Here is a 19,184-nt window from a genome sequence, read left to right as displayed (position 1 = left end):
CGCCAGTATCAGGCCCGCCTGAGTCACTACAAACGACGCGGACACAGCCCCTGAAAACTGCCCAGCACTCAGAGCAAGCACCGTTGCAGTACTAGGGCGTGTGTCGAAAGTGGTTCAAGGGCTCGCTGACTCGGCGAACGATGGGGCAGCGCGTACTCTCCCAAGGTCCTGATCGTTTGTGCTTGGAGAACTCCTATGAGCTTGGATCTGGTGCCCATCGACCGCGAGCCGGCGGCCGGGGCTGTCCTGCTGACCGGCATCCCCGGGAGTGGGAAGTCCACGGTGGCCGCTGCGCTGGCCGGGCGGCTCCGGATGTCGGCCCATATCGAGGTGGACGCACTCCAGGAGATGATCGTCAGGGGTGGGCAATGGCCCTCGCCGGTCGCGAACCCGGAAGCCGACCGGCAGATTTTCCTGCGGGCCCGCAACGCGTGCCTTCTGGCGGACAGCTTCGTGCGGGCCGGTTTCATCCCGGTGCTCGATGATGTTGTGGTCCGCCGTTCCCACCTTGACTTCTACCGCACGACGCTGGCGGCCGTGCCGCTCCACATCGTCATCCTGGCTCCCGGCCCGGCAGTGGCGTGGCGGCGCAACCAGGCTCGGGAGAAGGCCCTGGCCACGGACTGGTCGCCGCTGGATAAGGCGATACGCTCCGAGCTCGGGCAGCAGGGAACCTGGATCGACAACGCTGCGCAGTCGGTTGAAGAGACAGTCGAAGCGATCCTGTCTGTGACCGGTCTGGCCTCCAAGCTGTGAAGTCGATCAGCCTCTGCGATGATCGCCAGGTGGCGCGCGGAGATCTGACGGATACCCAAGTGAGACCGGCTGGTGCGCTTGTTGTCCGGGGGCAAGAAGCCGGGACGTCCGCCAATATGAACGAGGCGGCAGCTGATCGACGGCATACGGTTTCGGACCCGCACGGGCATCCCGTGGCGTGACGTCCCGGAGCGGTACGGCCCCTGGGGGCGTGTGTACGACTTGTTTCCGCCGCTGGCAGCGGGACGGCACCTGGCAGAGCATCCTTGCTGAACTGCAGGTCCAGTCGGACGCCAAGGAACTCATCACCTGGGACATCAATGTCGACTCCACCGTGTGCCGGGCCCACCAGCACGCCGCCGGGGCGCGGAAAAGGGGATCTGCAAGATGAGCCGCCCGGCGGTGTTCGGAACCGAGCCGGACGACCACGGCCTTGCACGTTCGCGCGGCGGTATGACGACCAAGCTGCATCTGGCCGTCGAGCAGGGCCAGAAGCCGATGTTGATCGTGATCACTACCGGGCAGCGAGGGGACTCTCCGCAGTTGTTCGAAGCCGTCCTGGAAAGATCCGCGTCTCCCGTCCCGGTCCCGGGCAGGCCGCGCACGCATCCGAACCGGGTCCGCGCCGACAAGGTGTACGCCTCCCGCAAGGACCGTGCCTATCTACGCAGGCGCGGTATTGGCTGCATGACCCCAGACAAGGCGGACCAGGCCCGGAACCGCAAGAAGTTCGGCTCGCGCGGTGGCCGGCCGCCGAAGTTCGACAGGATCGACTACCGCGAGCGCCATGCGGTTGCGTGCGGCATCAACCGCCTCAAGCGACACCGGGCCATGGCCACGAAGAACGACAAGCTTGCGGTCCGATACGAAGCGACCGTCCTCATCGCAGCCATAATGAGTGGCCGTGACCAGCACATTCGGTACACGCCCTAGCTCAGCTGCTCTAGTCCCGAGTAGGACTACAGCTTGACGACGTTCTCTGCTTGAGGCCCCTTCGGTCCCTGGGTGACGTCGTATTCGACCCTGTCGTCCTCGTACAGCTCCTTGAAGCCGGTGCTCTGAATGGCGGAGAAGTGGACGAACACGTCCGGGCCGCCGTCGTCCTGCGCGATGAAGCCAAAGCCTTTGTCTGCGTTGAACCACTTAACTTTGCCTGTTGCCATGCCGGTCTCCTTTAGAGGAACTGAGCGCTGTCTGAGCAGCTACGGTACCGCCTCTGAGCAGCGCATATGACAGAAGAGGCGTGATCGGTCACCTGCCGTGAACGGAGAATCAGCCACTCGGCAGCGTGTGCCGGGGGACTGCCTGAAGCACGCCCGCTCGGGCAGCGGTTTCCAGCCCTCAGGACGCACGCCACCGTGAATGCGATGCTCGAGCTCACCCACGTCGTGCTGTCCGCGGGCGAGGATGCCCGAGGCCTCAACCTGCCCCTGCTGGAGCTGCAGGAAGCCAACCGCTTTCCAGGCCACTGACCTGGCGGCGCATCGAGGAGGCCTGACATCTGCTGCGGACCCCTCGATGTCGTCCCGCTCCCTGCGGGAGACGGGAGATGCGGTGCAAGGCCTGCCCGCCGCGCGGATACGCTAGATCCCGCAGTAGGCGGGGTGGGTTCGCGCGTTGTAGGCCGACGGCGTTGTGTCGAGCGCGCCGTCCGTGCGCCTTCGCACTGGCTCCCGCGTGGTAGGGCGGCAGTCAGGTTGGGCAGCATCTGCTCAGCCATCGCTTGTCTGTGAGGCGTCGTCATGTGTTCCGCCCGCCGCGCTGCTTTGTTCGTGCTGCTCAGCTGCCTGCTGCTCGCGGGCTGCTCGTCCGTCACGCTCGGCGGCTCGGCGGATCGGCGGAGAGGGGAGCGGGAGCCCTGTGGCGGGTGCGTCGGGTACGGCGGCGAAGGGCGGGGCGGCCGGGCGGGCGATCGCGGTGAGGGCGGGCCCGAACAGGAGCTACACGGTGTAGCGGCAGCCGACGGCGGGCAGCTGCCGCTACCGGTAAGAAGGGGGAGCCACTGGAGGATCCGGTGTGCACCCCGGGCGCGGTCTCCCCGGCGGTCACCCAGGCGAACCTGAAGTGGACGATCTGCCGGAAGGGCGGCTACACCGCCGGGATCCGTCTGTCCACCTCCGTCACGGGCAAGGAGAAGGAGCTGAACGCCGTCTGCTACGGCTTCACCGGCCGTATGGGGGATGCCGAGTACGACCACTTGATCAGCCTTCGGCTGGGGGTGACCCCAACGACTACCGCAACAACAACGACTGGACCACCGCACTGAGCACACTGGGCCTCGCCTGAGCGACACAGGCCGGTACCGCTCCCATCGCCTCTCACCGCGGCCAGGGCCGAGACTGAACCGGCCCGCACAACGGATTGCAGCGGTTGGAGGCATGAACGTTGCAGTGGCGGGACCAGGTGGTCGGGGACTGCCGGAGGGGGAGGGCGTTCATGGCAGGCGGGGAGCGGCGTGGGTGGCTCGTGTCGGCCTGGCGACATTCACCGCGGCTCCACCGAGCGCGCTGGGCGTTGCGTACCACTCGGAGATCGCCCAGCATCCCGTCCTCGCGTCGCCGCATCAGCGGCGAACCCACCACGAACAGCGGTGAAGGGGGATCACCGGTTCCTCGGCTGAAGGGCGGGCTCGCTGGTACCGTCCCTCATATGGAGCAGAACGGACCCCAGGTGCCGCCCTTCAACCCCGAGGAGTATGCGCGCGTCGAAAAGGCGGCCCAGCTCGTGGGCAAGTCCCCCGAGGTCTTCGTGCGGGACGCCGCGCTTGCGGCCGCCGACGACCCGTTCCTCAAGGCCCTGGGCAAGACCCGCGACCGTGTCGCGCAGCTCGCTGAGGTCTTCGCCACCCAGGAGACGCCCGCAGTCGACTCCAGTACCGCCGCTGCCTGGCCTGACCCTGCGCCCATGGGCAGCCGCGACCTGCACGGGATCCAGCAGCACGGTCACGCCGCGTGACGCGGTTCCTCACCCCGCAAGAACTTCTGCAGATCGCCCAATCCCTCCCTGGAGACCCCGCCTGTCTCGACCTGGGGGTCCTGGACGCCGTCTGTGCCCGCGTCCAGGCTCACTACATGGGCCGCGACGTGTACGCCAGCGACTGGCTCAAGGCCGCGGCCATGCTGGAGACAGTCGCGCTGCATGAGCCGTTGGAGAAGAAGAACGAGTTCTTTGCCTGGCTGGTCGCCGAGACGTTCCTCAACACCAACGGCCAGGCCATGCACTACGAACCGGAGGAAGCCCTCGCGCTCGTCATGCGCGCCAAGCACAAGGGCGCCCGGGTTCAGGAGATCGCCGCCCAGCTCCGCTCTTGGTCCACGAGCTGACGTGCCCGCGTAGGGCGGTCTACTCCTCGTCGTCGGGTACCGCGAAGGTGATGGCCTGCCAGTTTTCCGCCTTCTCCAGGGCACTCGGCCGTTCGATCTTGTACTTCTCGTCCAGGACGTGGGCCTTCAGTCCCCAGGACAGCGCGACGAGCCCGCATCCCGTTGTCTCCGGTGACCACCGTGACCGGGATCGGTGCGATGGCCTGCTGCAGGTGGCAGGCGCGTGCGACGATCTCGGCGTCGTTGTTCGGCAGCCGCACGTGACCGGGTTCGTCCAGCAGGACGTTGACGATGGTGTCCCCGCTCGCCATCGCTTGGGCGTCGACCTCGATCCGGGCGGGCGTCTGCTCCAGGAGCGCGAAGACGCCGCGCGCCCGCTTCCGGACCCCGGTGTCGTTGGTGTCGTACGACTTCCTGTCGATCTCGTCGATCTCGTCGATCTCGTCGATCACGACGTGCGGGATCATCACGGAGGTGCCAGGTCCGAAGAGCCGCTTCCACGGGATCTTGTCGAAGCGCATGTAGTGCAGCAGGTCGTTGGTGTCCAGCACCACTGTTCTGACCTGGTGGCTGGTGAACCGGCCCTGCGTCCGGCGCAGTCGTTGGCCAACTCCATGTAGAGGGTGCGCAATTCCTGCACCGGTCCGAAGGCAGTCCATTGACTGCCGCCCCCACCCTGCGCCAGCCCTGCATCCAGCCAGTGCCCACGGCAGCGGTCCGGTGGCGTAAGGGTGCTCGAGGGGGTACTCGGCAGGTATGGCGAAGTTGCATCTTCCAGGACGAAAAGAACACCACGGCGGCGATGAGGCGTCGGAGGAGGTCGGCCCGGGGCCCGAGGTGGAGCGGGAGGCGCCGGATGCGCCGACCAAGCTGCCGAAGCGGTCGTGGCGCGCGGTGCTCAAGGGCAGCGTGCGGGAGTTCAAGGACGATGAGCTCACAGACCGGGCGGCGGCGCTGACGTACTACGGGATTCTTTCGCTGTTCCCGGCGCTGCTGGTGCTGGTGTCGATCCTGGGACTTACCGGCAAGTCGACCACGGACAAGGTGTTGAACAACCTCAAGCAGCTCGCGCCCGGATCAGCCCGGAACATCATCACCCGGGCTGTGGAGCAGATGCAGGGCAACAGTGGCATCGGCTCGATCGTGGCCATTGTCGGCCTGGTGGTGGCAGTGTGGTCGGCGTCGGGCTATGTAGCGGCGTTCATCCGCGCGGCGAACGCCGTCTATGACATGCCCGAGGGCCGTCCGGTGTGGAAGATCCTTCCCGTGCGCGTCGGGCTGACCGTCGTACTGCTGGTACTCGCAGTGATCAGCGCGTTGATCGTGGTCTTCACCGGTGGCCTTGCCCGCCAGGCCGGCAGTGCCCTCGGTATCGCGGGCACCGCGCTGACGGTGTGGTCGATCGCCAAGTGGCCCGTCCTGGTCGTCCTCGTCACCGTCATGATCGCGCTCCTGTACTGGGCGAGTCCGAACGCGAAGGTCAAGGGCTTCCGGTGGATCACCCCGGGCAGTTTCCTGGCCCTGGTGATCTGGATGATCGCCTCCGCCGGGTTCGCGTTCTACGTCGCCAACTTCGCGTCGTACAACAAGACCTACGGCACGATGGCCGGTGTCATCGTCTTCCTGGTGTGGCTGTGGATCACCAACCTGGCGATCCTGCTCGGGCTGGAGTTCGACGCCGAGACCGTGCGGCAGCGGGCGATTCTCGGTGGACTCCCGCCGGACGAGGAGCCGTATACGCAGCCGCGCGACACCAGGAAGTGGGATGAGCAGGACCGGCGCCGTCCGGGAGACGCCTGACCGATACGTCTGACCGATACGTCTGACCGATACGTCTGCTCCGATCATGGCGTGTGGACCCAGCCTGCTGGGGATACTTGCAGGTAATGAGATTGCTGGCAGGCGTGGGTGACGGTGATCGCCGTTTCACGAAGCGGATGGCGTCTTGGGATTCGCCCGGCCTTACACGCTCCTTGTCGGCAGTGGAAGAGGCCACAGAAGGCAGCAATCTGTGGTGCGGCGCCGCCGCGGTGATGGCCTGGCTGGGCGGCTGGCGGGGCCGTAGGGCGGCGGTGGCGGGGCTTGCGGCGATGGCGATGGCGCAGGTGGTGTCCAACGGCGTGTGCAAGCAGCTGGCCGACCGGCCCCGGCCGCCCAAGGAATGGATCCCGCACGGCGAGGTCGACGACCGTCCCGACTCGTCCCCGTTCCCTTCCGGGCACACGGCGGCCGCGGTGGCGTTCAGCGTCGCCGTCGTCCCGTCGTGGCCGCTGGCGGGCGCAGTCTGCGCCGTGCCGGCAGCGGTGGTGGCCGTCGAGCGGGTTCAAAGCGGCGCCCACTACCCCAACGATGTCGCCGCCGGCGCCCCGATCGGCATGGCCAGCGCCTGGCTCACCCGGCATACCCGGCGCCTGCTGCTGCGCCACTGGCGATAGCAAGCGCGGGGGCGCCCTGATGGTTTGTCCGGCGCGGGGAAGGCTGGGCCGCATCCAGTCGCCGGCGTCGCTCGGTCTGCGCGTGCGCGGCGTCGTCGGCGCCTCCACGGAGCAGCCGCAGAGGTCGGGCTCGGGCATGGCCGGGGGGTCTGCGGCTTTCCGGGGCAGCCGGTCTTCGATGCGATCCATGCCATACAGCGGCAATGCCACCGTCGGCAGCAGCAGACACGCGACGACGATCACGATGGGGGGTTCCTTCACGACAGACAACACGAGGCGGGTGCCCATCAGGGCGCCGAGCCGTGGCCAGCCCTGTGTGTCGCGTAAGCGGGTTGTCCTCGGGCGGCCTGCCCTGAACTGGTCTGTGTGGGGTACTCGCCTCCGCGCAGGCGGCCGGAGCGCCCTGACGCAGCCCGGCCGACACGTACCAGGAAGACGGGAGGTGATCATCGTGTCGAGTGTGCAGTCACCCCACACCGGACCCGGCCGGGATACACATGGCTCCGGGGCGGAGCCGGTGAGCGAGCTGGTGCAGCGGGCGTCGCAGCAGCTGACGGAGCTGGTGCGCGGCGAGCTGAGGCTGGCCCAGGCGGAGATGAAGGAAAAGGGCAAGCGTTACGGCAAGGGTGGCAGACTGTTCGGCGGCGCCGGAGTTGTCGGCTTCCTGGCCTTGCAGGCCCTGGTAGCCACCGCCATTGCGGCCTTGGCGGTGCCGTTGCCCGTATGGACCGCCGCGTTGATCGTGACCGCGGTGCTGGGCGCGATTGCTGCAGCTATGGCCCTGACCGGGAAGAAGCAGGTCAGCCAGGCAGCTCCGCCCACGCCTGAGCAGACGATCCAGAGCGTGAAGGCCGACGTGGCCGAGATCAAGGGGAGTGCACACCGATGATCCAGCCGCCTCAGGATGACCAGGCCCCTTCGAGCCCCGAGGAACTGCGTGAGCAGGTCGAGCAGACCCGCGAGGAGCTCGGGCAGACGGTCGAGGCGCTGACGGCCAAGACCGACGTCAAGGCCCGCGCCCAGGAGAAGGCAGCCGAGGTTAAACAGCACGCCGCGGTCAGGGCCGGAGAGCTCAAGGCCAAGGCCGCTGACGTCGCGCACCAGGTGCAGGACAAGGTTCCCGACCCGGTCAAGGACAAGGCAGCTCAGGCCGCCGAGCAAGCCCGAGCCAAGGCAGGCCAGGCCGGGCGTCTATGGGAGGAAAAGGCGCCCGAACCGGTGCGGCAGAAGACCGCCCAGACAGCGCAGGCGGCACGGGACTACCACAACTGGCTGCTGGCGGCCGCGGGCGTGGCCGTCGCGGTGTGGCTGGTCTGCCGCCGCCGGAAGGGGTGAGCCGGTGAAAGCATCGAAGATCGCCTACAAGCCGGTCGGTCTCGCCCTGGGAGCCGTCAGCGGCATGCTCGCCGGCGCGGTGTTCAAGCAGGCGTGGAAGGTGCTCGGTCATGAGGAGGACGCCCCTGATGCCACCGACGAGGACCGTACCTGGCGTGAGGTGCTGCTCGCCGCCACCCTGCAGGGAGCGGTCTTCGCCGCGGTCAAAGCCGCCGTCGACCGAGCCGGCGCCGCCGCGACGCGCCGTCTGACCGGCACTTGGCCCGACTGACGCCGCATCAAGTTGAGCAGCTTTGCGAGCAGGTGGACTCACCACCACCGAGCGTGGAGGGGACCGGGACCGGACCCCTCCTCGGGCCACGCCCTGTGCTGCGCCGGCAGGACGGGCGGGTGTGGCTCATGACCCGCAATGCCGCGCGTACGAGCCAATCCCCGGCGAGGAGGCGCAGATCCTCGGGAAGGTCGTCGGCGTCCTGCGCCTGCTCTAAGCGTGATCTTTGTCTTCGGAGCGAGTGAAATTCTGCCAGGGTCTCGGCGCGTGTGACGGTCTTGCCGACGCCGTAGCGTGATGCGGGTGCCAGTTCTTGGTGCCAGGTTGCCGACCGGGCCGGTGCCACGGGGTTTGGGAACCCGGGCCGGTCTGCCCAGGTACGCGCGGATGTTCCTGAACCCCCGGCTGACCGGGGCGGTGGTCTGCCGGTCGGGGGCAGTGGGCTTTTCCCAGGGCCGGCGGAGCTCGGCGGTCCGGGTCCGAGTGCAAGCGACCTCTAACAAAGGAGAGCCGCGATCCTCCGGGCACCGTCCGACGAAGTGGTCGTCAGCCGGACCCACGACCCATCCCGGAAGGTGATCTTGAAGTCGGACCCGGCCATGCTCGACGTGTTCCGGATCGTGCGGCTATCGATTGCCGGACGCTCTGACGAAATGTGACAGCGTTATCGGCGACTGGCTCGAAGCCGGACGCCGATACCTGTCACTTAGGCCGGTGTGTCGACCCGGCCGAGATGCCGGGCGAAGAACCGGGCCGAGTTGTCGATCTCGAAGCTGGGCACCTGGTTGTGCCTGCCCGGGTTGACGTGCAATGTCTTTTCTTTCGAGGCGAAGGCGTCGAACAACGCGAGACCGGATTGGCGGTCGATTTCCTCGTCGTCCCAAGGGAGCAGGAACTCGATCGGGATGGTGATCTGCCTCGCAGCCTCGGTCAGGGCCTCGTACACGAGCACCCCACCGAAGGCCGCGGCGGTGATGCGGGGTTCGACTGCCGTCAACATCAGCCCGGGTCGCGGTGCCCAACGTCATGCCGCCGTAGCCGATCGGCGCTTCGGTGCCGATCTCGGGCAGTGCCTGGAGGGCGTCCAGGGTTGCCTGCCATTCCGGCACGGCACGCTCCGCCAGTGAGGCGTTGAAGTCGGTGACGATCGGGCCGATCGGCTCGCCTGCCGCCCGAGCCTGCAGGAGAGCGGCGACCCACTGTTTGTCCTCCGCGTTTCGCGGCCGGTCGCCGTGTCCGGGCGCGTCGATGGCGGCGACGGTGAAACCGCAGGTGGTCACGTACTGGTGGGCACGGGCCAGGATTCCCGGTGCCTTCTTGTGCATGCCGCCGCTGTGACCCATCAGGATCAGGGGCGCACCGTCGGAGCCGGATGCGGGTGACCAGAGCACGCCGGTGACCTCATCCAGAGTGAAGCTGCGTTCGATGACACCGTTCGACGATGTCTCCGAGGTGAAATGCATAGGTTGTTGCCTTTCGGGATTGCCTTGTTGTTGAGGCGCTCCCGGCGACACCTACGTCAATCGCCCGACCGTGAAGAATAGGGGGAGCACCCACATGGACACTGCGTTCATGGGTCTCACCTCCTCGCGTCTGTCACGGACTCCCGGAAACTATCAGCCCGCACGTCGTCCCGCCCAACCCTTTTTCCTGCCGACCAACTCTGTGTTCCGGCCACACGTTCCAACGTGAGCGACAGTTTCCGACGCACTCAGCCGGGGTTGCGGTCGACGAACTGCCTCTGATCAGTCGTCGCGGATGTCCGGGTCGCGCGGCGGTCGGTGGCTGCCGCCCAGGTCGGGCAGGTGGAAGGCGTCGTGGCCGTCGATGCCGATGTGGCCGCGGATGAACGCCAACAGTCGCTCCTCGCCAGCAAACCACCGGATCGAGCGGTAGCACCACAGGTGTCGTGATGCATAGACTCAGCTATCAGGTCGCTGAGCTGCATCAACGTGAGACAGATTCCACGGCAACCGCTTCGCCCCCAGAAAATCCGCGTCCTCCTTGTCGGCCTGCACCATCGGGTAGCCGGCCGGGGTCGGCTGCACTGGAAGCTGGTCCAGCGGCGATGCGTTCGAGATGCTCACCCACCCCACACGGGTGCATGGCGTAGCCGCGCGGCAGCGCGTCAGGCCCTCGGCGGGCTCCCACAGCGGCCCGAACTTGCCTGCTCGGACTGCCAGTTGCCGCAGCTCTGGCAGTTCGACCAAGGCGGCGCGGATGTCCCGGGTCCGGATATGTGGGAAGTTCTTGGCGATCTCGCCCACGATCTGGGGCAGCAGGCCAAGGGCGAGCCCGGTTCCCTGAGGGCGTGCCGGGCACGGTAGGTCTCGGGCATGCCGGTGACCGCGGTCCGCTCTCGCCCGGACCGGTCAATGATCTTGTCGTAGACCTCAAGCCGCCGCTCGGACGCCACATCGAGGTCAATGTCCGGCAACGACGTACGGCGCTCGCTGAGAAATCTCTCTCGACCGACCGGGATTCGCTTCGGGACGTTGTTGACCTGCGATAGTGCGTCACGGACATGTACGTCAGGCGCACTGGGTCGACGGCCCTGGGCGAAGCCCCCTGCCCTCGATGGAGAGGTGTCTTGAAGCCTGGCAGCTCAGCGAACAAATAATCGGTTGCCTGTTGGCGATGGTGGTGGATGCAATGTCCGGCATGGTCACTCAGGTGCGGCCGCCACGGCGAGATGAGATGAACGCGCACTACGAGGCCTTGCCACTCTGCGATCCGGGCACACAGCAACCGAATCGTCACACGGGAGACGCCCACGCATGAACGCGCCACCATCGCCCTCTGGAGCGGAGCGGACTGACGGACCATCCGTCCAGATCGGCGCTCTCGTTCCGCTAACTCGGCCTGGCTGGGTCGAGGCAGGCAAACACTTGCTCGCTGGACTCGAGCTGGCCGTTTGCGAAGTCAATGACGCCGGCGGGATCGTCGGAAGACCACTCGAGCTGGTGGTCCGAGACACCGCGGCTGATCCACAGAGGGCCGCGGCGGCCGTAGAGGAATTGGCTCGCCTGGGCGTGGCTGCCTTGGCGGGGGAGTATCACAGCGTCGTCGCTCGCGCCGCTGCCGCCAGGGCCGACGCCCTCGGCCTGCCGTTCCTCTGCTCGTCAGCGGTTCTCGACGCGCTCACCGAACAGCCAACGGAATGGGTCGCGCGCCTCGCCCCGGCGCAGTCCCACGGCTGGCAGATCTACGCCGACTTCCTCCTCAGCGCGGGCCACAGTCGAATCGCCGTAGCAGTCGAGTCGAGTGTCTACTGGGCATCTGGGGCCCGCATTCTGCGGGACTACCTCGCTCCACGCGGCGGCACCGTCATCGAACTGGAGATGCGCACGCTCGCCCCCACGGCCGTGTGCGACGAACTCGTCGACAATCGCGCGACAGCCCTCCTTCTTCTGGTCGGCCACCCGGAGCCGGCAGTGTCGATCGTCAAGTCTGTCCGCCGCGACCAGCGCCTCGCCGAGATCATGATTGGTGCTCCAGCAGGGCAACCGGAGTTCGCCGAATGGGCGACGTTGCTGGGCGACGACAGTGCCGCGATCCCGTTCTTGCGCTACCTGCCCGAGCGCCTCAGCCCACTCGGTGCACGAGTCGAGACGGCCCTCCGCGAGCGGCTGGCCGAAGCGCCCTCATTCGTCGCCTTCGAGGGCTACGACACGGTCGCCGTCCTCGCGGATGTGCTGCGTTCTCACGGCGCGGACCGGGCGCGCATTGCCGAATCCTGGCCGCGCGTTGCAGTCGAAGGCACCCGCGGGCAGATCCAGTTCTCCCGCACGCCAGGCATCAGCGTTTGGCAATGGGCTTGGACGCCAATCCAAGTCGTTGATCGAGATCCGGCGGAACCCGATCGCTTTCGGATCCTTCACGCCGGCTGAGAGAGCACAGAGGTCCGACTGCCCAGATCTGTCCGAACTTGAGGCTGTCTATCTGTCTACCTGGCTACGTGTTAATACGGGCTCTCAGCTTCGCGGCAGGGGCCCCGACCGCATTCTGAGAGAGCGTCCGTGAACTGGGAGATCGCCTCCAGGACCAGGCGCCGGTCCCACTTCTCGGGCCTGCCACCGCGCCCGTCGGTGCTCCCCGCCGCCGGGAGCAGCTGCGCCAGCAGCGCACACTGCCCGCCGGTCATCGTCGGACCGGGGTCGAGCGGCACGGGCCGGCTGGTCGGGCTCCAGGTGGCGACGCCGTCGGCGTCCGAGCGCCAGTACCAGCAGGCCTGGCGGCCCTCGGACGGGTGCCCCTCGCCGACATCGCCGATCACGGGCCAGCCCTCGGGGTTGTCCTCCCACGCCTCGCCGCGGCCGTAGGGCGTCATGTCGACTGGCCGAGGGACCTGTTGACCGGCTCGTTGCCAAACTAGCCTGTTGACGTGCACATCCTCGATGACCCGTCCTTGTCGCCCCGCGTCCGGGCGCTCCTGGCACGGGCACGGCGTGGCCCGTCCATGTCCGCTGATCGGATCCGCGAATCGGCGCGCGCGGAAGCTTCTGACGGGAGCAAGGCGCCGGTTCCCGCCGGGGCCACTGAGGCGATGATCCGTTTCGAGGGCCGCTACGGCGGCCTCTGGTACCCGCTCCTCAGCTCCAACGGCATGGATCATGGCTTGGACGGCGCGGCCACCGTTTACCCAAGCATCGATGGCTGGGGCTTCCCCGGTCTCACCGATGGTGACCAGACCTGGGGCGTGGATGTCCTCCTCGATGGGCGTACCGTCATGACGCTCGCGGAGCAGCCCCGGGTCATCAACAGCAGCGTCGGCCAGCGCCTGGAGGCCCATGCCCAGTTGGCTCAGGTTCGTGGCTGGCCCCACGTGAGCCTGGGCATCGCGACGGAACCCGGCCAGGAACCGACCGTCGACGATGACGGCTTTCCGACCCTCGATGCTGAGGCAACCGGGCCCGCCGACAAATGGTGGAGCAACGACGGAACCGCCATTCACCTCGAGCTCCACAAGTGGTGGGGCGACGAGGACGTCTGGGTCGCGTGCTGTTTCGCCCGGCAGGACGCGAACCTGACAGCCGCAGTCGAGGCAGTACGACAAGCGGGGGCCCGCGTATGGCGGGACGAGGAGTGGTGCCCGCTGTGCAGCCGCTTCAGACGGCCGGACCAGCCCTGCCTTCCCGGGGCGGAGAGCCGGCACTTCTGATTGCCTTCGGGGGTCGAAGAACCTGGGAAGCGTCAACACAATCGATCCGCTTGGCAGGCCGAGCGACCCGACGCAGCGAGTGCCCCAGGTCAGCCCAAAAGTCGCAGTGCTACCTTTCCTCGGCAGTTGTGCCTCGACCGCGCGTAGGCGATGCCGGGACCCAGCCCACCACCGTTCCCGCGTTCGCTACCGTGTCGGTCCATGACGGTCCTGATCATCGGTGGCAGCGGATTCCTGGGCACCGAATTGGTCCGCCAGGCCACCGTGGCGGGGCATGAGACGGCCGCGACGTTCGCCTCCCGGCCCGGCAGGGCCTCGGGTGTCGCCTGGCATCCACTGGACGTCCGGGACTCTTCGGGTATCGCCAGGGTGATTGCCGACGTGGCACCCTCGGTCGTGGTCAACGCGTCGAGCGGCAAGTCCGACTGGGCGGTCACCGCCGACGGGGCGGTCCGCGTGGCACTGGCCGCCGTCGAGCAGGGCTGCCGTCTGGTCCATGTCTCGAGCGACGCGGTGTTCTCTGGTGCGCACGTCCGCTACGACGAGAGCTGCCTGCCCGACCCGGTCACCCCATACGGCGCCGCAAAGGCCACCGCCGAGACGGCGGTGCGGCTCCTGGTGCCGGGCGCTGCCGTCGCACGCACCTCTCTGATCATCGGACACGGCCGATCCGTGCACGAGCGCACGGTGCACGCCCTTGCGGGCGGCGCCCGCGACGGGGTCTTGTTCACCGACGACATCCGCTGCCCGGTACATGTCGAAGACCTGGCCGCCGCCTTGTGGGAGGTCGCACTGTCCGACGCGGCCGGGGTGTTCCACCTCGCCGGGTCGGACGCCCTGAGCCGTCACGACCTCGGTGTGCTCATCGCCTGGCGCCAAGGACTTGACGGCGCTCGGCTGCCCGCCGGGCGACGAGCCGACACCTCCCTGCCTGGGGCCCTCGACGTACGCCTCGACAGCTGCGCAACGCAGGAGCGGTTGCGGACCAGGCTCCGCGGCGCCCGCGAGTTCCTTAGCGGCGACGGCCGCGCCGAAGTCGAGACCGCGGCAGCCAACTATCCCTGAGCAAAAATGGCCAACCGCCGCTGAACACTGGCCGCTCACCAGCGGACATCCCGACGTCTCTGGCCCCCTGACGCTGGAGGTCACACTGCGTGTGACGTTCAGCGTTAGATGGCCATGCTCAGCGCCAGTTGGCCGCTCCGGCTACCCTCCCCGCATGGAGCGGGGCGGTGCGGCGTCCGCGCCGCCTGCGGGGCAACCTATAACCGCTACGGCGGTGTGAGGCACATGCTTGCTGCCCTCGATCCGTCGACCGGCAAGCGTCGACCGGCAAGCTGTACCGGATCCCCCGCGCAAGCGGTGGCGGGAGTTCCTCGACCTGCTCAAGGCCCTGCGCGCCCGCTGGCCCGGCCAGAAACTCTATGTGGTGCTGGACAACTTCTCCCCGCACAAGCACGCCAAGCTCCGCACCTATGTGGCCGACAACGACATCGAGCTGGTCTTCCTCCCGACTTACGGATCCTGGCTGAACTGGATCGGGGCCGAGTTCGCGGCCTTGCGCTACTTCGCGCTCAACGGCACCGATCACCGCAGCCACGACGAGCAGAACGCGCCCATCGCCGCCTACGTCCGCTGGCGCAACGCCCGCGCCGAGTCGAAGTCGGATTCCGCACCCGACTCACCCATCCGTCAATGGACGCAATACCCCGCCGAGGCGGCGTGACGAGCGGTTACGCGACGAGGAGGAGCACGCTGATCGCCAGCATCACCACTGCGGTGGCGCCGTGGATGCCATAGACGGCCGCCTTGGGCCCGTTGCTGCGCAGCACGATCAACGCGTCGCCCACGGGTATGCCGGTGGCGGCCAGCATGAACCAGCCCAGCAGGTGGGGTGGCCCGTCGGCCAGCAGGACGAAGATGAAGAGCCCGGAGGCTATGTCGCGCACGGCCTTGACAGCCAGCCATGCCTGGAAGCTGCGGTCCTCGGTCGGTGTGCCGCCGCGGCCTGCGGCGCCCAGAATGCACGTGCGCCGACGAAGATGATGCCCAACGCCGATCAGTCCGGCGAGCACGGTGGCTCCGGCGTGGTGGTCAACGTGACCTCCAGCGTGGTGCTTGGCCACATGCCGCTCTCGGCCGTCTACAAGGCGAGCAAGATGGCCATCGAGGGGTTCACCGCATCCCTCGCGCTCGAACTCGCGCCCTTCGGTGTGCAGGCGATGACGGTTGAGCCGGGCGCCTGCCTGACGACGAACTTCGCAGCCAACGCGACGAACGGCGCCTCCCTGGACGAGCTGGTCCCGGCGCCCTACGCACCGTGGGCGATGAAGGCCATGGGCGACTTCACGGGCCAGGACCTGTTCACCAAGGAGAGCGACGTCGCCGAGGCGGTGTGGCGAGCTGTGCACGACACGACCGGCCAGCTGCGATTCCCGGCCGGTCCCGACGCGGTCTGGCTCGCCCAGGCGCAGTGATCAACCGGCAGGCAGGGTGACGCCGCACTGGACAGGGTTTGATGCTGTCCGTTGTCCGCGACTGAAGGTGCTCGGGGCCCTTCAGATGGAGGGCCCCGAGCTTGTGGTGTCAGTTCTGACAGGTGCAGCCCGACGCGGACTTGGCCTCGGTGACGGTCAGGGCCGAATCGACGGAGGTCTCGGCCGGGGTGCAGCACGCGTTGACGCCGCAGCAGGCGTCAGACGACTCCACCGCCTCCGGGGAGGCGCCGGTGGTCAGTGGTTTGGTGGCGCGGACGATGGCCGAGTGCATGCCGTTGGCGACGGAGTGGGTGGCGGTGATTTCGACGTCGGCGAATCCGACGGCTTCCAGGCCCGCGCGGTATTCGGCGAAGGAGAGCGCGCCGGCGATGCAGCCAACGTAGTCACCGCGCTCGGCCCGCTGGTCCGGGGTGAGGGTGTCGTCGGCGACGACGTCGGAGACTCCGATCCGGCCGCCGGGCTTCAGTACGCGGAAGGTCTCGGCGAACACGGCCGGCTTGTCGGTGGACAGGTTGATCACGCAGTTGGAGATGACCACGTCGATGGTGTTCCCGGGCAGCGGGATGGCCTCGATGGTGCCCTTGAGAAACTCCACGTTCGTCGCGCTTGCCTTCTCCGCGTTGGCCAGGGCGAGTTGGAGCATCTCGTCGGTCATGTCGAGGCCGTACGCCTTGCCGGTGGGGCCGACCCGGCGGGCGGAGAGCAGGACATCGATGCCGCCGCCCGATCCGAGGTCGAGAACCCGCTCCCCGGCGCGCAGTTCGGCGACGGCGGTGGGGTTGCCGCAGCCGAGGGAAGCGGCGAGGGCCTCGGCGGGCAGGGCATCGCGCTCGTCGGCGGCGTAGAGGGTGGAGCCGAAGTTCTCGTCGACCTCGACCGGCTGGGCTCCGCAGCAGGCGGTGCCGCCCTCGGTGACCTTCACGGCTGCGGCTGCATACCGCTGGCGAACGGTTTCGCGCAGGTCGGTGGACTGTTCGCTCATGACTCACTCCTGAGTGACGGGGCGTGGTGGTGCCCCGGAACGGCCTGTATTGACGTTCATTGATGCAACCTTGCGTCCTGGATCGAAAAACGTCAACATAGAGGCATGTCGAAACAAGAGCTTGAGGTGATCGGTCAGGACGCCGCCTGCTGCGAGGCCCTGGCCGCCGCGCCCCTGGACGAGCAACGCGCCGGGGACCTGGCGAAGGTGTTCAAGGCGCTGGGCGACCCGGTGCGACTGCGGCTGCTGTCGATGATCGCCTCGCGCGGAGAGGGCGGCGAGGTCTGCGTCTGCGAGCTGACCCCGGCGTTCGAGCTGTCCCAGCCGACGATCTCCCACCACCTCAAGCTGCTGCGGCAGGCCGGCCTCATCGACTGCGAGCGCCGCGGCACGTGGGTGTACTACTGGGTGCTGCCCGGCGTCCTGGACCGGCTCGCCGCCTTCCTGACCACGCCGCAGACCGCCGGCGCCACCGCGTGAGCGCCGCTCTCGGCCGCCGCGTCGCCGCCGAAGCTGTGGGGACCGGCCTTTTGGTGGCGGTCGTCGTCGGCTCGGGCATCCAGGCCGCCGAGCTGTCGCACGACGTCGGCGTGCAACTGCTCGCCAACTCGCTCGCCACCGTCTTCGGCCTGGCGGTGCTGATCACGCTGCTGGGACCGGTCTCGGGCGCACACTTCAACCCTGCCGTCACCCTCGCCGCCTGGTTCACCGGCCGCCGCCACAGCACCGGGCCGACCCTGCGGGAGGTCGCCGCGTACGTGCCCGCGCAGGTGGCCGGGGCGATCGGCGGCGCGATCCTGGCCAACGCCATGTTCGCCAGACCGCCGGTGAAGTTCTCCACCCACGACCGTTTTGCCGGGCACCTGTGGCTGGCCGAGGTCGTCGCCACGGCCGGACTGATCTTGGTCATCTTCGGCCTGGAGCGCATCGGCCGTGCGGCCCTGGCCCCGGCTGCCGTGGCCTCCTACATCGGGGCCGCCTACTGGTTCACCTCCTCCACCTCCTTCGCGAACCCCGCGGTGACCGTCGGCCGTACTTTCACCGACACCTTCGCCGGGATCGCCCCCGCCTCCGCCGCCCCGTTCATCGCGGCCCAACTGCTCGGTGCCGCGCTCGGACTGGGCGCCGTGGCGGTGGTGTATGGACATCCCGCTCGCACAGCAGCCGTCGTCGTCCCGCACGGTGAGCCCGAACTCGCCTCCTCCTGACCACCCCTCCCGTCTGCAAGGACACCTGCCATGAGCACTACCGCCCATCCCTCCGTGCTGTTCGTCTGCGTCCATAACGCCGGCCGCTCCCAGATGGCCGCCGCGTTTCTCACCCACCTCGCCGGTGACCGGGTCGAGGTGCGCTCGGCCGGATCGGCTCCCGCCGACACCGTGAACCCGGCCGTCGTGGACGCGATGAAGGACAGGGGCATCGACATCTCCGCCGAAACCCCGAAGATCCTCACCAACGAGGCAGTCCAGGCATCCGACGTGGTCATCACGATGGGCTGCGGGGATACCTGCCCGGTCTTCCCCGGCAAGCGGTACCTCGACTGGCAGCTCGATGACCCTGCCGGCCAGGGCGTCGACGCCGTACGCCCGATCCGGGACGTGATCGAGCAGCGCGTGCGCGGCCTGCTCGCCGAACTCGGCATCCCGGCCACTACATGACCGGTGATCTTCCCGGGAGGGCGTCGGTCAGACGGTGAAGGGCGGCGTCTGCTGCGGGGTGAGGTCGTCGCGCAGCCGTACGCATTGGACCGGGTGGCGATAGCGGCCTGCGTCGATGGCGGTGTCGGTGACGAACTCGGCGATCAGGTCCGGCTGGACGGGGCGGTATGCCAGCTCGCCGCGGGATCCCCATCCGGCGCTGAAGTGCCGTCCGAGCAGTGTGGTTTGCCCGAGTTGGGCGGCGCCGGGGGCGGCGGCGGCCTTGCCCCGCCGCAGCCGAACCGCCGCCAGTACCGGCCGGGCCGCGTCCTACCTGTCGTCTTGGTCCCGGCCGTCTTCGAAGACGAAGAGTGGTTTGGCGCCATGTCCGGGTGTTTCGGCGAGCGTGATGGCTTCAGTGAAGCGTTCGAGTGGGAACGGCTGGCCTTCGGGGATGCTCAGCACTTCATCAGCGACGAGACTGCGAACCTCGGATAGCGCGCGCAAGGCATCCGCAGGTGAGGCAGTGCCGAACCAGCGGTTCAGCCAGAAGCCACGGACTGCTTTGGTCTCGTAGATAACCGAGCGTGCCTGCAGCGGGATCGTCAGCGCTGCCGGGTCAGTCTGCCGATGGGTAGAGAGCGCGCCGTAGATCACGACCTCTCCTCCCGGGGCCAATGCCTGGGATACCTGGGCACCCACATGGCCCGCGACACAGTCGATGGCCTTGTGCACGCCGGCCGGTCCTGCGATCTCAGCCACACGCTGCACCAGGTCCTCGTCCTC

24 protein-coding genes and 6 pseudogenes are annotated in these 19,184 nt (G+C 67.9%); 21 read left to right on the top strand and 9 right to left on the bottom strand.

Features of this window, described 5'->3' with window-relative positions:
* The first annotated feature begins 195 nt into the window (after positions 1 to 195).
* The 4 genes from AB0D27_RS41590 to AB0D27_RS41575 all read left to right on the top strand — a co-directional run bounded on the left by AB0D27_RS41590 (position 196) and on the right by AB0D27_RS41575 (position 1,689).
* Positions 196 to 756: an AAA family ATPase gene (locus tag AB0D27_RS41590; RefSeq protein WP_362519819.1), complete on the top strand. Its 561-nt coding sequence runs from the start codon at positions 196 to 198 to the stop codon at positions 754 to 756.
* Positions 757 to 888: 132 nt separating this feature from the next.
* Positions 889 to 1,029 (top strand): transposase, encoded by a 141-nt coding sequence (locus tag AB0D27_RS41585; RefSeq protein WP_362519822.1) that lies wholly within the window; start codon positions 889 to 891, stop codon positions 1,027 to 1,029.
* Positions 968 to 1,147 carry a hypothetical protein gene (locus AB0D27_RS41580; RefSeq protein WP_362519816.1) on the top strand — a complete coding sequence of 60 codons (180 nt, stop codon included), beginning with the start codon at positions 968 to 970 and terminating at the stop codon, positions 1,145 to 1,147. Before AB0D27_RS41585 ends, AB0D27_RS41580 begins: the two co-directional genes overlap by 62 nt.
* Positions 1,144 to 1,689: a transposase gene (locus AB0D27_RS41575; protein WP_362519813.1), complete on the top strand. Its 546-nt coding sequence runs from the start codon at positions 1,144 to 1,146 to the stop codon at positions 1,687 to 1,689. Before AB0D27_RS41580 ends, AB0D27_RS41575 begins: the two co-directional genes overlap by 4 nt.
* A gap of 26 nt (positions 1,690 to 1,715) precedes the next feature.
* Here the strand turns inward: AB0D27_RS41575 and AB0D27_RS41570 are convergent, their stop codons facing one another.
* Complete coding sequence (locus AB0D27_RS41570) at positions 1,716 to 1,919, bottom strand: cold-shock protein (protein WP_362518965.1); 204 nt, start codon at positions 1,917 to 1,919, stop codon at positions 1,716 to 1,718.
* Between the two features lie 851 nt (positions 1,920 to 2,770).
* On the opposite strand from AB0D27_RS41570, the gene AB0D27_RS41565 reads away from it, so the two are divergent.
* From AB0D27_RS41565 to AB0D27_RS41555, 3 genes are all read left to right on the top strand, one after another.
* Entirely contained in the window at positions 2,771 to 3,022 is a 252-nt protein-coding gene (locus AB0D27_RS41565; RefSeq protein WP_362519810.1) for a hypothetical protein, read from the top strand.
* A gap of 383 nt (positions 3,023 to 3,405) precedes the next feature.
* Positions 3,406 to 3,711 (top strand): hypothetical protein, encoded by a 306-nt coding sequence (locus AB0D27_RS41560; protein ID WP_362519807.1) that lies wholly within the window; start codon positions 3,406 to 3,408, stop codon positions 3,709 to 3,711.
* Positions 3,708 to 4,079: a fic family toxin-antitoxin system, toxin component gene (locus tag AB0D27_RS41555; protein WP_362519804.1), complete on the top strand. Its 372-nt coding sequence runs from the start codon at positions 3,708 to 3,710 to the stop codon at positions 4,077 to 4,079. Before AB0D27_RS41560 ends, AB0D27_RS41555 begins: the two co-directional genes overlap by 4 nt.
* Here AB0D27_RS41555 and AB0D27_RS41550 read toward each other — a convergent pair.
* Positions 4,037 to 4,633, bottom strand: a complete 597-nt coding sequence (locus AB0D27_RS41550; protein WP_362519801.1) for a PIN domain-containing protein — start codon at positions 4,631 to 4,633, stop codon at positions 4,037 to 4,039. The two genes, AB0D27_RS41555 and AB0D27_RS41550, sit on opposite strands and share 43 nt — an antisense overlap.
* A gap of 202 nt (positions 4,634 to 4,835) precedes the next feature.
* Here AB0D27_RS41550 and AB0D27_RS41545 point away from each other — a divergent pair, with 202 nt between their 5' ends.
* The 6 genes and pseudogenes from AB0D27_RS41545 to AB0D27_RS41520 all read left to right on the top strand — a co-directional run.
* Positions 4,836 to 5,879 carry a YihY/virulence factor BrkB family protein gene (locus tag AB0D27_RS41545; protein ID WP_362519799.1) on the top strand — a complete coding sequence of 348 codons (1,044 nt, stop codon included), beginning with the start codon at positions 4,836 to 4,838 and terminating at the stop codon, positions 5,877 to 5,879.
* Positions 5,880 to 6,061: 182 nt separating this feature from the next.
* Positions 6,062 to 6,514, top strand: a complete 453-nt coding sequence (locus AB0D27_RS41540; protein ID WP_362519796.1) for a phosphatase PAP2 family protein — start codon at positions 6,062 to 6,064, stop codon at positions 6,512 to 6,514.
* 517 nt (positions 6,515 to 7,031) lie between these two features.
* On the top strand, positions 7,032 to 7,403 hold the full coding sequence (locus tag AB0D27_RS41535; RefSeq protein ID WP_362519793.1) for a phage holin family protein: 372 nt from the start codon (positions 7,032 to 7,034) through the stop codon (positions 7,401 to 7,403).
* The gene (locus AB0D27_RS41530) at positions 7,400 to 7,849 is read left to right on the top strand and encodes a DUF3618 domain-containing protein (RefSeq protein ID WP_362519792.1); all 450 of its coding nucleotides are present in this window, start codon (positions 7,400 to 7,402) and stop codon (positions 7,847 to 7,849) included. The genes AB0D27_RS41535 and AB0D27_RS41530 overlap by 4 nt, the downstream gene beginning before the upstream one ends.
* Positions 7,850 to 7,853: 4 nt before the next feature.
* Entirely contained in the window at positions 7,854 to 8,120 is a 267-nt protein-coding gene (locus tag AB0D27_RS41525) for a DUF4235 domain-containing protein (protein WP_362519789.1), read from the top strand.
* A 101-nt stretch (positions 8,121 to 8,221) separates the two neighbouring features.
* Positions 8,222 to 8,337, top strand: a pseudogene (locus tag AB0D27_RS41520) (repressor LexA); the annotation flags it as partial.
* 36 nt (positions 8,338 to 8,373) lie between these two features.
* Here AB0D27_RS41520 and AB0D27_RS41515 read toward each other — a convergent pair.
* The 3 pseudogenes from AB0D27_RS41515 to AB0D27_RS41505 form a co-directional block, all read right to left on the bottom strand.
* Positions 8,374 to 8,650 (bottom strand): annotated as a pseudogene (locus AB0D27_RS41515) (transposase); the annotation flags it as partial.
* A 176-nt stretch (positions 8,651 to 8,826) separates the two neighbouring features.
* A pseudogene (locus AB0D27_RS41510) lies at positions 8,827 to 9,583 on the bottom strand (alpha/beta hydrolase).
* 519 nt (positions 9,584 to 10,102) lie between these two features.
* Positions 10,103 to 10,587: pseudogene (locus tag AB0D27_RS41505) on the bottom strand (DNA polymerase III subunit alpha); the annotation flags it as partial.
* 310 nt (positions 10,588 to 10,897) lie between these two features.
* Here AB0D27_RS41505 and AB0D27_RS41500 point away from each other — a divergent pair.
* Positions 10,898 to 12,010: an ABC transporter substrate-binding protein gene (locus tag AB0D27_RS41500; RefSeq protein ID WP_362519786.1), complete on the top strand. Its 1,113-nt coding sequence runs from the start codon at positions 10,898 to 10,900 to the stop codon at positions 12,008 to 12,010.
* A gap of 272 nt (positions 12,011 to 12,282) precedes the next feature.
* Here AB0D27_RS41500 and AB0D27_RS41495 read toward each other — a convergent pair.
* Positions 12,283 to 12,488 (bottom strand): annotated as a pseudogene (locus AB0D27_RS41495) (DUF899 domain-containing protein); the annotation flags it as partial.
* A 16-nt stretch (positions 12,489 to 12,504) separates the two neighbouring features.
* Here AB0D27_RS41495 and AB0D27_RS41490 point away from each other — a divergent pair.
* From AB0D27_RS41490 to AB0D27_RS41480, 3 genes are all read left to right on the top strand, one after another.
* Positions 12,505 to 13,281 carry a hypothetical protein gene (locus AB0D27_RS41490; RefSeq protein ID WP_362519784.1) on the top strand — a complete coding sequence of 259 codons (777 nt, stop codon included), beginning with the start codon at positions 12,505 to 12,507 and terminating at the stop codon, positions 13,279 to 13,281.
* A 201-nt stretch (positions 13,282 to 13,482) separates the two neighbouring features.
* Positions 13,483 to 14,346, top strand: a complete 864-nt coding sequence (locus AB0D27_RS41485) for a sugar nucleotide-binding protein (RefSeq protein ID WP_362519781.1) — start codon at positions 13,483 to 13,485, stop codon at positions 14,344 to 14,346.
* Positions 14,347 to 14,575: 229 nt separating this feature from the next.
* Positions 14,576 to 15,007 carry a transposase gene (locus AB0D27_RS41480; protein WP_362519779.1) on the top strand — a complete coding sequence of 144 codons (432 nt, stop codon included), beginning with the start codon at positions 14,576 to 14,578 and terminating at the stop codon, positions 15,005 to 15,007.
* Between the two features lie 7 nt (positions 15,008 to 15,014).
* Here AB0D27_RS41480 and AB0D27_RS41475 read toward each other — a convergent pair whose 3' ends face one another.
* Positions 15,015 to 15,356: a DUF4267 domain-containing protein gene (locus AB0D27_RS41475; RefSeq protein WP_362519776.1), complete on the bottom strand. Its 342-nt coding sequence runs from the start codon at positions 15,354 to 15,356 to the stop codon at positions 15,015 to 15,017.
* Positions 15,357 to 15,359: 3 nt separating this feature from the next.
* Here AB0D27_RS41475 and AB0D27_RS41470 point away from each other — a divergent pair.
* Positions 15,360 to 15,758, top strand: a pseudogene (locus AB0D27_RS41470) (SDR family NAD(P)-dependent oxidoreductase); the annotation flags it as partial.
* A gap of 109 nt (positions 15,759 to 15,867) precedes the next feature.
* Here AB0D27_RS41470 and arsM read toward each other — a convergent pair.
* The gene (gene arsM / locus AB0D27_RS41465; RefSeq protein ID WP_362519773.1) at positions 15,868 to 16,761 is read right to left on the bottom strand and encodes an arsenite methyltransferase; all 894 of its coding nucleotides are present in this window, start codon (positions 16,759 to 16,761) and stop codon (positions 15,868 to 15,870) included.
* Between the two features lie 105 nt (positions 16,762 to 16,866).
* On the opposite strand from arsM, the gene AB0D27_RS41460 reads away from it, so the two are divergent.
* The 3 genes from AB0D27_RS41460 to AB0D27_RS41450 are packed head-to-tail and all read left to right on the top strand — an operon-like array spanning position 16,867 to position 18,419.
* Positions 16,867 to 17,241: a metalloregulator ArsR/SmtB family transcription factor gene (locus AB0D27_RS41460; RefSeq protein ID WP_362519771.1), complete on the top strand. Its 375-nt coding sequence runs from the start codon at positions 16,867 to 16,869 to the stop codon at positions 17,239 to 17,241.
* Positions 17,238 to 17,969 carry an aquaporin gene (locus tag AB0D27_RS41455; protein ID WP_362519768.1) on the top strand — a complete coding sequence of 244 codons (732 nt, stop codon included), beginning with the start codon at positions 17,238 to 17,240 and terminating at the stop codon, positions 17,967 to 17,969. The genes AB0D27_RS41460 and AB0D27_RS41455 overlap by 4 nt, the downstream gene beginning before the upstream one ends.
* A gap of 30 nt (positions 17,970 to 17,999) precedes the next feature.
* Positions 18,000 to 18,419: an arsenate reductase ArsC gene (locus AB0D27_RS41450; RefSeq protein WP_362519765.1), complete on the top strand. Its 420-nt coding sequence runs from the start codon at positions 18,000 to 18,002 to the stop codon at positions 18,417 to 18,419.
* A 309-nt stretch (positions 18,420 to 18,728) separates the two neighbouring features.
* Here the strand turns inward: AB0D27_RS41450 and AB0D27_RS41445 are convergent.
* A partial coding sequence (locus AB0D27_RS41445; RefSeq protein ID WP_362519762.1) for a zinc-binding dehydrogenase occupies positions 18,729 to 19,184 on the bottom strand: 456 nt, incomplete at its 5' end.

The sequence above is a fragment of the Streptomyces sp. NPDC048415 genome (genome assembly GCF_040651675.1).
In the GTDB taxonomy this organism is placed as follows: Bacteria; Actinomycetota; Actinomycetes; order Streptomycetales; family Streptomycetaceae; genus Streptomyces.
This window is presented reverse-complemented; position numbering and strand designations above follow the sequence as displayed.